Source organism: uncultured Streptococcus sp., assembly GCF_963545685.1.
Classification (GTDB): domain Bacteria; phylum Bacillota; class Bacilli; order Lactobacillales; family Streptococcaceae; genus Streptococcus.
This window is the reverse complement of sequence record NZ_CAUUKN010000043.1, coordinates 1-11,907: the sequence shown is the minus strand read 5'-3', so window position 1 is coordinate 11,907 and position 11,907 is coordinate 1. Positions and strand designations below refer to the sequence as shown.

Here is an 11,907-nt window from a genome sequence, read left to right as displayed (position 1 = left end):
GGAATTTTGTTATAATGAAAGCACTTTTAATGTTGATGGAGGAAGTGTAATGACACGCTTACAAGATGATTTTTACCATGCAATTAATGGTGAGTGGGAAAAGACAGCAGTGATTCCCGATGATAAGCCACGTACAGGTGGTTTCTCAGATTTAGCGGACGAAATTGAAGACCTCATGCTTGAAACAACTGATCAGTGGTTGGCAGGAGAGAATGTTCCTGACAATGCCATTCTACAAAATTTTATAAAGTTTCACCGTATGGCTGCGGACTTTGACAAACGTGAGGCAGTAGGTATCGAGCCTGTTAAGCCTTTGATTGAAGAATACAAGAATCTTTCCTCATTCTCAGAATTTACTTCGAAAATTGCTGAGTATGAGATGTCAGGTAAGCCCAATGAGTTTCCATTCAGTGTATCTCCAGACTTTATGAATGCTCAATTAAATGTTCTCTGGGCATCAGCACCGGGTATTATTTTGCCTGATACAACCTATTATACTGAGGATAATGAGAAGGGCAAGGAGCTTTTAGGAATTTGGCGTGAGATTCAAGAAGAGCTCTTAGAAAAATATGGCTTTACAGCTGAGGAAATCAAAGACATCTTGGATAAGGTTATCGCCCTTGATGCTAAGTTGGCCAAGTATGTCCTTTCGCGTGAAGAGGCTTCTGAGTATGTGGAACTCTACCACCCATATGATTGGGCAGATTTTGCCAAGCTGGCGCCAGAACTTCCACTGGATAATATCTTCACAGAAATCTTGGGACAAGTTCCTGATAAAGTTATCGTTCCTGAAGAACGATTCTGGACAGAATTTGCGGCAGAATATTACTCAGAAGTCAACTGGGAATTACTAAAGGCGGTCCTACTTGTTGATGTTACGACATCTTGGAATGCCTATTTGACAGATGAACTTCGTTTCTTGGCTGGAAAATATGGTCGTGCGCTTTCAGGAACACCACAAGCTATGGAAAAGAAAAAAGCAGCCTACTATTTGGCACAAGGACCTTACAATCAGGCTCTAGGACTTTGGTATGCAGGAGAGAAATTCTCACCAGAAGCCAAGGCAGATGTCGAAGCCAAAGTAGCAACTATGATTGACGTTTATAAATCACGCCTTCAAACAGCGGATTGGTTGGCTCCTGAGACACGTGAAAAGGCCATTACGAAACTGAATGTCATCACACCTCATATTGGTTATCCAGAAAAATTGCCAGAGACTTATGACAAGAAGATTATTGATGAGAACTTGTCATTTGTTGAGAATGCACAGAAGTTAGTTGAAATTTCGGTTGCTCATAGCTGGAGCAAGTGGAATAAACCTGTTGATCGTAGTGAATGGCATATGCCTGCCCACATGGTTAATGCTTACTATGACCCACAGCAGAACCAAATTGTTTTCCCAGCAGCCATCCTACAAGCACCTTTCTATGACCTTCACCAATCGTCATCAGCTAACTACGGTGGAATCGGTGCGGTCGTTGCACACGAGATTTCCCATGCCTTTGATACCAATGGTGCTTCCTTCGATGAAAACGGTAGTCTTAAGAACTGGTGGACTGAAGAAGATTACGCAGCCTTTAAAGAACGTACTGATAAGATTGTAGAGCAGTTTGAGGGCTTGGATTCTTACGGTGCTAAGGTCAACGGCAAACTGACTGTTTCTGAGAACGTGGCAGACCTTGGTGGCGTGGCCTGTGCTTTAGAAGCCGCTAAACGTGATAAAGATTTTTCAGTCCGTGAATTCTTTGTTAACTTTGCGACTATTTGGCGTATGAAGGCGCGTGAAGAATACATGCAAATGTTGGCTAGCGTGGATGTTCATGCCCCAGCTAAATGGCGTACAAATGTTATCGTGACCAACTTCGACGAATTTCACAAGGAATTTGATGTCAAAGAGGGTGACGGCATGTGGCGTGCCCCAGAAGATCGTGTCATTATTTGGTAAAAAGTGATGAAATCTGTCCAAAATGGATGGATTCTTTATTTTTGTCCATGTAAGGGTTTACATAATGTGTGGAAAACGTTATAATAGATTTGTGTTAAAGCTTGTGAAGTTTTTAACAAGTATTCAAAGGAGTTTCATATGACTAAACAAACTAAAGATGTTCAAACAGTAATTGATGAATTAGCAACAAAAGGGGTTGAAGCCCTCGATGCCATGGCTAACTTTACGCAGGAGCAAGTGGACCACATTGTTCACCAAGCTGCGATTGCTGCCCTAGATAAACATATGTATTTGGCAAAATTGGCCGTTGATGAAACAGGGCGTGGTATCTATGAAGATAAAGCCATCAAGAACATGTATGCTTCTGAATACATTTGGAATAGTATTAAATATGACAAGACAGTAGGCGTTATCGCTGAAGATAAAGAACAAGGTTTGGTTTCTATCGCTGAGCCAGTCGGTGTTATCTGTGGGGTGACACCAACAACTAACCCAACTTCAACAACAATTTTCAAAGCCCTTATTGCTCTTAAGACACGTAACTCTATCGTCTTTGCCTTCCACCCATCAGCTCAAAAATCATCTGCAGAGGCAGCTCGTATCGTCCGTGATGCAGCTATTGAAGCGGGTGCACCTAAGAACTGTATCCAGTGGATTGAAGAGCCATCTATCGAAGCAACTGGTCTTTTGATGAACCATCCTAAGATTGCCACAGTACTTGCGACTGGTGGACCTGGTATGGTTAAGGCCGCTTATTCAACTGGTAAACCAGCTCTTGGTGTAGGAGCTGGGAACGTACCAGCCTATATTGCTGCTGATGCTAAAGTTAAACGTGCCGTCAACGATATCATCGTTTCAAAAACTTTTGACAATGGTATGATTTGTGCTTCTGAACAAGCAGCTATCGTTGATGCAGCTGTTTATGATGAAGTTAAGGCTGAATTCGAAGCACATCAATGTGTCATCATTTCTAAAAAAGCTGATATTGCTAAATTGGAAAAAGTCGTTCTTAATGAAGCACGTACAGCTGTAAATGGTGCTATTGTAGGTCACTCAGCTATTGAAATTGCTGAAAAAGCTGGTCTTAAAGTACCTGCAGGTACAAAAATGCTTTTGGCAGAAATTCCAGATGCAACAATGGAACACCCACTTGCCTTGGAAAAATTGTCTCCAGTACTTGCCCTTATCAAATCTGATGGCGTTGAAGATGGATTCAAAAAAGCAGAAGGCATGCTCAATTTGGGAGGTCTTGGACATACAGCTGTTATCCACACTGAAAATGAAGAGCTCCAACTCCAATACGGTATCCGCATGAAGGCTTGCCGTGTCTTGGTGAATAGCCCATCGGCTGAAGGTGGTATTGGTAATATCTACAACAACATGATTCCATCATTGACTCTTGGTTGTGGTTCACACGGTCATAACTCAGTTTCACACAATGTTAGCTCATTCGATCTTTTGAATGTTAAGACATTGTCAAAGCGCCGCAATAACATGCAATGGTTTCGCGTCCCACCAAAAATCTTCTTCGAAAAAGACTCAATAACTTACTTGCGTCACATTGAAGCTGACCGCGTGATGTTAGTTTGTGACCCTGGTATGGTTCAGTTTGGTTACGCTGACTTGGTTAAACGCCAATTGGAACTTAACCGCCACAGACCAGCAGTAGATGTTTTCTCAGATGTTGAGCCAAACCCATCTACTAATACAGTATATAAAGGATTGGAACGTTTTGTAGATTTCCAACCAGATGTGATTATCGCTCTTGGTGGTGGTTCTGCAATGGATGCTGCTAAGGCTATGTGGATGTTCTTTGAACACCCAGATGTAAGCTTCTTCGGCGCTAAACAAAAATTCTTGGATATTCGTAAACGTACCTACAAGATTCCTTACGCTCAGAAGACACAATTCATCTGTATCCCAACAACTTCAGGGACAGGTTCAGAAGTAACGTCATTTGCGGTTATCACTGATAGTGAAACTCATATCAAGTATCCTTTGGCAGATTACGCTTTGACTCCAGATATTGCCATCGTTGACCCTGCTTTAGTTATGAGTGTGCCTGCTAGTGTTACAGCAGATACAGGTATGGACGTTTTGACTCACGCTATTGAGTCTTACGTATCAGTAATGGCTAGCGACTATACACGTGGACTTTCACTTCAAGCGATTAAACTTGTTTTTGAAAATCTTGAACATTCTTACCGCTTTGGTGATGAAGAGTCACGTGAAAAGATGCATAATGCGTCTACAATGGCTGGTATGGCCTTTGCCAATGCCTTCCTTGGTATCAACCACTCACTAGCTCACAAGGTCGGTCCTATGTTTGACATTCCACACGGACGTACCAATGCGATTTTGATGCCTCACGTAATTCGTTACAATGGTCGTGATCCTCAAAAACACGCTATGTTCCCTAAATATGATTACTTCCGTGCAGACAAGGATTACGCAGATATCGTTCGTTTCATGGGATGGGGTACTGACAAACAATCAGATGCTGAATTGGTTGAAGTTTTGGCACAAAAAGTTTACGAATTGGGTGTTGCTGTTGGTATTGACATGAACTGGAAAGGACAAGGGGTTACTAAGAAACTTCTTCAAGATACTGCCTATACTTTGGCAGAGCATGCGTACGAAGACCAATGTACAACAGCTAATCCAAAAGAACCTCTTATTTCAGAATTGAAAGAAATTATCGAAGTTGCCTTTGATTACAAAGGTTAAGCGATAGACAAAAGTAGCTCTATAAGGGCTACTTTTTTTGCTAAAAGCTACTATATTAGAGTGTTTATCCAAATTAAAAATAAAGGACTTTCCTGAATAAGATAGAAAAACGCTTTAAGAATTGTTATAATAACCTTACGGTAAAATAAGGAGAGTTCTATGACAAAAGAAGAAGGGCTTAGTTTGAATGCCACAGCGCATTCTCTCAGGCCTCATGAAATGAGGCCATCAAGGGCCTCCATAGAAGGGGATAGGGCGACTAATAAGTTTAAAGAGTTTAATGCTGATAGGATGGTGACTGTTCGTTTTGATCCTAGTCAAAAAGTAAAAGAATCAAAGGAGCCAGTAACCTCAAAGAATATTTTGGGAATGGTATCAGGTGTTATTGCAGCGATACTCACTATCCTTTTGATTGTTTGTATCGTAATGGGTTACCGTTATCGAGCTGCCAGTATTGAGGGCGAGTGGATAAGCCCGACCTTTAGCGAGAAAATGTTAACGACTTTAAAAGATACAGCTAGCACTAAAAATAAAGTCAGTAATGCACTACCACAAGGTCAAGATTCGATAACTGATATCAATACAACAATGAACATTACTGACAACAAGGCACACTTAAAAGTGAGCTTTGTATACAACCGTAAAGGCTTCTACCAGGCTTACCAGAGTAGGGTTAATGAACTGAAGGGGCAGTACGGTGAGGAATTCTTGGAGATTTTCGATAGTAATTCTTTATCAGAAGAAGACTACTATAAACAGTTTGATGAGACGGTGAAGAAAGAACTTCCAAAGAGTTATACATATGATTCTAAAACAGGTCGTGTAACAACAACTGCGTTCACGGGTGAAATTAACCGTTGGGAGCAGACAATCACTGTCGATAAGGCCGGGGTTTCAGATGCCTTTAAAGAGGGTGATATATTAGATTACACGCCTAACAATGGCGGATTTACCATCAAGGGACACAGTGAATTCGGTGACATTAGCTTCACCAAAAACACATAAAAAATGAAATTAAAGGGGAATATAAATGACAAGAGCGGAATGGTTGGATTATTTTGAAACGGTGAATGGTCGTAAGCCTAGTGTCCAGGAGATGGCGGATGCTTTGAAAGCTGGAGAGTTTGTTAACGAGGGATCGGTTAAAACGCAAGAACCAGCGACGGCTGAACCAATTAAGGTTGCGGCAGAAATTGTCGAGACTAGTACCAATCCTGTACCAACTGAAGTAGTCCCAGTAGTACAAGCATCTCCTACTGTAGCTTTTTCGGAAGGACAGGCGGCTATGGCAAATTTGGCTCTTAAAAAAGGCATGGATCCTAAAAAGAAAAAACGCATCCTAGTCTCAATTGTATCAGCAGTAGCCCTTGTCTTTTTATGTATCGGTGGCTTTATGACTTACCGTTATGTGACAGGTAATATTGACGGCAAATGGTACAGTAGTTCTTTAGGTAGAGAATATAGCTCAAGTATGTCTGAAAGCTTGACAGATCTGGAAAGTCAAGAACTTGAAAAGTATATTACAGATACTGCTGTAACCATGAAGGTGAAAGGTAGCAATGCCAAGGTGACGGCTAGTTATACCTTTGACAAGAAAACTTACATCAAGGATTATCGTGATAGTCTTGAGAAGACATTTTCAACCTTTGGAGATTTATTTAAAGCCATCTATGGAGATTCCTTTGAAAGTTATTACAGTGAGGAAACTATAGAAAAAGAACTTGATGATGCTCTTGAAAAAGCTGCGAAAGACAGTGGTCAAAAGTATGATTCCAAGACAGGCGAAACAACGACAACTCTTTTTAAAGGGAAGGTTAGCCGTTTGGGACATAAGATGACTGTTACTTCTGTCAACAAAGATGTTGATATCGATGGTCTCAATGTGAAAAAGGGCCAAGAGCTAAAAGTTACTAAAAAAGATAACAAGGTAACGCTTAGTGGTGATGGTAAATCAAAAGATATCACTTTTTCAACTAAGAATGACACCAAAGATAAATTCTAAAAGAAAATCCGGGAAAGAAATTCCGGATTTTTTCTGGTATTTAAATGAACTTAAAGAAGTGAAATCCGAATGATTTTCTCACAGGTCACAATACGTGTAGAAATATTCTGACAATTATGCTACAATAAGGCCACAGACTATCTAAAAAAGAGGATTTACCATGACACTTGTATACCAATCAACACGTGACGAAAATAATAAAGTAACAGCTAGTCAGGCTATTCTTCAAGGATTGGCAACAGATGGTGGCTTGTTCACCCCATTGACAACACCTGAAGTTACTTTAGACTTTGATCGATTGAAAGATGCTTCTTACCAAGAAGTTGCTAAATTAGTTTTGTCTGCTTTCTTGGATGATTTTACTGAAGAAGAATTGGATTACTGTATCACAAATGCTTATGATGATAAGTTTGATACAGCAGCCATTGCTCCAGTGGTCAAACTTCAAAACCATTATAACCTTGAGCTTTTTCATGGTTCTACCATCGCCTTCAAAGATATGGCGCTTTCAATCTTGCCTTATTTGCTAACAACATCAGCTAAGAAACAAGGTGTTGATAACAAGATTGTTATTTTGACAGCGACATCAGGTGATACTGGTAAAGCTGCCATGGCTGGTTTTGCAGATGTCCCTGGAACTGAAATTATTGTCTTTTATCCAAAAGATGGTGTTTCAAAAATCCAAGAGTTGCAAATGACAACTCAAACAGGTGCTAACACTCATGTTATTGCCATTGATGGTAACTTTGATGATGCCCAAACAGATGTGAAACGTATGTTTAACGACGCTGATTTGCGTGAGAAATTGTTGACTCATCATACGCAATTCTCATCAGCTAACTCAATGAACGTTGGTCGTTTGGTACCACAAGTGGTTTACTATGTGTATGCCTATGCGCAGTTGGTTAAGGCAGGTCATATCCAAAACGGAGATAAGGTTAACTTCACAGTACCAACAGGAAACTTTGGTAACATCTTGGCAGCTTACTATGCACGTCAAATAGGTGTCCCAGTTGGTAAATTAATCTGTGCTTCTAACGAAAATAATGTCCTTACAGACTTCTTTGCAACAGGTACTTATGACAAGAAACGCGACTTCAAGGTAACAACAAGTCCTTCTATGGACATCTTGGTATCTTCTAACTTAGAACGCTTGATTTTCCACCTTCTTGGTAATGATGCAGCTAAGACTAAAGAGCTTATGGATGCGCTTGTGACTAAGGGTGAGTACACTTTGGCTGATGCAGATAAAGATATTCTTGATTTGTTTGCAGCAGGATTTGCAACTGAGGACGAAACAGCTGCTGAAATCAAACGTGTTTATGAAGAAGACAAGTATATTGAGGATCCTCACACAGCGGTTGCCTCAGCTGTTTACGAAGCATACGTTCAAAAGACAGATGATCACACACCAACAGTTATCGCTTCAACAGCTAGTCCATACAAGTTCCCACGTGTGGCTGTTTCAGCTGTTACTGGTAAAGATAGTGGTGATGACTTCAAAGCGGTAGAAGATTTGCACCAACTTTCAGGTGTAGCTATCCCAGCTGCTGTAGATGGACTTGAACGTGCAGAAGTTCGCCATAAAACAGTTGTTGCTGCAGCTGATATGCAAAAAGCAGTTGAAAGCTATCTTGGTGTATAAGAATAAAAAATAGGAGCTGAGAAATCAGCCCTATTTTTATCAATATAAAAGAAAATATTATGACAGAAACAAAGAAAATTTTAAACATAGCCTTACCGGCTATGGCTGAAAACCTCTTACAAATGTTGATGGGGGTTGTCGATTCTTACCTAGTAGCTCAGGTTGGTATTGTTGCTATATCAGGGGTTTCCGTGGCCAATAATATCATTACGATTTATCAGGCTATCTTCATTGCCCTGGGGGCTTCGAGTGCTAGTGTCATTGCTAGAAGCCTAGGAAAAGGAGACGTTAAAGCGACTAACAGAGACACCTGGGATGCTATTATTATTACCCTTGCTCTTAGTCTCGTCTTGGGTCTACTCTCCATTTTTGGTGGTGGAGCCATTCTTAATCTTCTGGGCACTGAGCAATCTGTGACTCAGGCTGGCAGTCTCTATTTGGGTCTAGTCGGTGGAGGTGTGGTCTTTCTGGCTTTGATGACTACCTTTGGTAATATACTACGAGCCAAGGGACGTCCTCGTATTTCCATGGTTGTCAGTCTTTTGACTAATCTTCTTAACGCTCTTCTATCTTCTTTGGCTATTTTTGTTGGACATTGGGGGATTGTTGGGGTAGCTACAGCTACGGTTTTTTCTCGTCTAGTTGGGACCGTCATACTATGGACTGCGATGAAATTGGATGTGAAACAGTTTGAAGTTACCAAACCTTTTAACAAGGAGTTATTGGGAATTGCTCTACCAGCAGCAGGTGAGCGGTTAATGATGCGTGCTGGTGATGTTGTAATCGTGGCCATCATCGTTACCTTTGGTACAGCCGTTGTCGGTGGTAATGCCATTGGTGAAAATCTCACCCAGTTTAACTATATGCCAGGTATGGGGGTGGCTACAGCCACGGTTATCTTGGTTGCCAATAGTTTGGGGCGAGGGGATAAGGCGCAGATGAAGCGTATTATACGAGAGTCTTACTGGATTTCAACTTTCTTGATGGTTTTAGTTTCCGGAAGCATCTTACTTTTTGGCCAAGACTTGTCAAGCCTCTTTACAGATAATAAAGCAGCTATTGCCGCTAGTCAGGTCGTTATGCTTTATTCATTCCTAGGGAATCCCGTGACTTCGGCGACTTTAGTCTACACAGCAGCCTGGCAAGGTCTTGGGAAGGCTAAGATGCCTTTCTACGCAACGACTATTGGAATGTGGCTAATCCGAATTTTCTCAGGCTACTTCCTAGGAGTGAGTTTGGGAATGGGCCTTGCAGGTGTCTGGATTGCAACAGTTGTTGATAATATATGGCGTGCGGTCTTTCTCTACGTGATGTACCGTCGTTATCTCGCAAAGAGACAGTTTAGATAATCAAATGATGGGGAGATGCTCTTATTCAAAAGGCATCTTCTTCTTATTTTTTACAAGTAGGCTCGAATATGATAAAATAAACTGATAAAAACTTTTTGAGGTAGTAATTATGACTGTAAAAATCAATACAAAAGATGGTCAAATCGAATTGTCAGATGATGTCATCGCAACAGTAGTTGGCGGTTCAGCAACAGAAATTTTTGGCGTTGTCGGTATGGCAAGTAAGAGTGCTATCCGAGATAATTTTCAAGCACTTCTTGGAAAAGAAAACTACGCAAAAGGAGTTGTCGTGAAATCTACTGATGCAGGTATCACTGTGGATGTCTACACTGTTATGAGTTACGGTGTTAAGATTAGTGAGGTTTCAAAAAATATTCAAGAACGTGTGAAATTTAATCTTGAGAATCAACTCGGTATCAAGGCTGAAACAGTAAATGTTTACGTTCAAAATATTAAAGTCGTAGGAGAAAACTAGTGTCTAAAATTACAACAAGCTTGCTTCAGGAGATGGTCCAAGCGGCAGCAACGCGTCTAGGTAAGCAAGCAGAATATGTGAATTCACTCAATGTCTTCCCAGTACCAGATGGAGATACTGGAACAAACATGGGAATGACTATGGATAACGGAGCCAAAGCTGTCGCAGATCAATCAGCTTCAACAGTTGGTGAAGTTGGTCAGATTTTGTCTAAAGGTCTCTTGATGGGTGCCCGTGGTAACTCAGGTGTTATTACCTCACAATTGTTCCGTGGTTTTGGTCAAAGCATTAAAGATAAAACGGAACTTGACGGCCAAGATTTAGCTCACGCCTTCCAATCAGGTGTTGAAGTTGCTTATAAAGCTGTTATGAAACCTGTTGAAGGAACAATCCTTACAGTATCACGTGGTGCAGCTTCAGCAGCGATTAAGAAAGCTGAATCTACGAATGATGCTGTTGAGGTTATGCGTGCAGCTCTTGACGGAGCTAAGGCTGCCTTGGCTAAGACACCAGAGATGCTTCCAGTTTTGAAAGAAGTTGGTGTAGTAGACTCAGGTGGTCAAGGTTTGGTCTTTATTTATGAAGGTTTCTTGTCAGCACTCACAGGTGAGTATATCGCTTCAGAGGACTTCCAAGCGACTCCTGCTACTATGACAGAGATGATCAATGCAGAACATCATAAGTCAGTTGCAGGTCATGTTGCAACTGAAGATATTACCTTCGGTTACTGTACGGAAATCATGATTGGTCTCAAACAAGGTCCAACTTATGTGAAGGACTTTGACTATGAAGAGTTCCAAAATTACTTGAGTAACCTTGGGGATTCTCTCCTTGTTGTTAACGACGATGAAATTGTCAAAGTTCATGTCCATACAGAGGATCCAGGTCTTGTCATGCAAGAAGGTCTTAAATATGGAGCTCTTGTCAAAGTTAAGGTTGACAACATGCGTAACCAACACGATGCACAAGTTCAAAAAGAAGAAGCCGTTCAAGCTACGCCTTCTGCTCCTAAAGACTTTGCCCTTATTGCAGTTGTTGCCGGAGATGGGCTTGCAGATATCTTCAAATCACAAGGTGTTGACTATGTGATTTCAGGTGGTCAAACAATGAACCCATCAACAGAAGATATTGTTAAGGCTATTGGGCAGGTTAATGCCAAGAATGTTATCATCCTGCCAAATAATAAAAATATCTTTATGGCAGCACAATCAGCTGCTGAAGTAGTAGATGTCAATGCTGCGGTTGTTGAAACACGTACAGTACCACAAGGCTTCACAAGCTTGCTTGCTTTCGATCCTAGCCAAAGTATCGAAGCTAATGTTGAAGCTATGACAGCCAGTCTTTCAGATGTAACAAGTGGTAGCGTGACTTTGGCAGTACGTGACACAACTATTGACGGTCTTGAGATTCATGAAAATGATATTCTTGGTATGGTAGATGGTAAGATTCTTGTATCTACACCAGATATGGATCAAGCCCTTCTTGATACCTTTGACAAGATGATTGACGAAGACAGCGAAATTGTTATGATTTACGTCGGTGAAGAAGGCAATCAAGAACAAGCACAAGCACTCGCTGAAAAATTGGAAGAGGCTCATGAAGATATCGAAGTTGAAATCTTCCAAGGGGACCAACCTGTGTATCCATACCTCTTTAGCGTTGAATAATTTAAAATAATCATTTAGGAAGTCTTAGGGCTTCCTTTTTATGGCTCCGTGTCAACTGTAGTGGGTGACGAAAAGCTAACATCTAGAGAGGACCGGA

At 41.1% G+C, this 11,907-nt stretch carries 8 protein-coding genes; all 8 read left to right on the top strand.

All coding sequences use genetic code 11. The features are described from left to right. Positions 1–49 precede the first annotated feature (49 nt). The 8 genes from RWZ99_RS07425 to RWZ99_RS07390 all read left to right on the top strand — a co-directional run bounded on the left by RWZ99_RS07425 (position 50) and on the right by RWZ99_RS07390 (position 11,810). Complete coding sequence (locus tag RWZ99_RS07425) at positions 50–1,945, top strand: M13-type metalloendopeptidase (RefSeq protein WP_314677541.1); 1,896 nt, start codon at positions 50–52, stop codon at positions 1,943–1,945. A 138-nt stretch (positions 1,946–2,083) separates the two neighbouring features. Continuing rightward, positions 2,084–4,672 (top strand): bifunctional acetaldehyde-CoA/alcohol dehydrogenase, encoded by a 2,589-nt coding sequence (gene adhE / locus RWZ99_RS07420; protein ID WP_399556273.1) that lies wholly within the window; start codon positions 2,084–2,086, stop codon positions 4,670–4,672. A gap of 159 nt (positions 4,673–4,831) precedes the next feature. Continuing rightward, positions 4,832–5,677, top strand: a complete 846-nt coding sequence (locus RWZ99_RS07415; protein ID WP_314677538.1) for a hypothetical protein — start codon at positions 4,832–4,834, stop codon at positions 5,675–5,677. A 25-nt stretch (positions 5,678–5,702) separates the two neighbouring features. Further along, the gene (locus RWZ99_RS07410) at positions 5,703–6,674 is read left to right on the top strand and encodes a hypothetical protein (protein ID WP_314677535.1); all 972 of its coding nucleotides are present in this window, start codon (positions 5,703–5,705) and stop codon (positions 6,672–6,674) included. 160 nt (positions 6,675–6,834) lie between these two features. Then, positions 6,835–8,319 (top strand): threonine synthase, encoded by a 1,485-nt coding sequence (gene thrC, locus RWZ99_RS07405; RefSeq protein WP_314677532.1) that lies wholly within the window; start codon positions 6,835–6,837, stop codon positions 8,317–8,319. A gap of 59 nt (positions 8,320–8,378) precedes the next feature. Further along, a complete protein-coding gene (locus tag RWZ99_RS07400) occupies positions 8,379–9,668 on the top strand; it encodes an MATE family efflux transporter (protein ID WP_314677529.1) in 1,290 nt (429 codons plus the stop codon). A 109-nt stretch (positions 9,669–9,777) separates the two neighbouring features. Then, positions 9,778–10,143 (top strand): Asp23/Gls24 family envelope stress response protein, encoded by a 366-nt coding sequence (locus RWZ99_RS07395; RefSeq protein WP_002885694.1) that lies wholly within the window; start codon positions 9,778–9,780, stop codon positions 10,141–10,143. Then, positions 10,143–11,810, top strand: a complete 1,668-nt coding sequence (locus tag RWZ99_RS07390) for a DAK2 domain-containing protein (protein WP_314677527.1) — start codon at positions 10,143–10,145, stop codon at positions 11,808–11,810. The genes RWZ99_RS07395 and RWZ99_RS07390 overlap by 1 nt, the downstream gene beginning before the upstream one ends. The last annotated feature ends 97 nt before the right edge of the window (positions 11,811–11,907 follow it).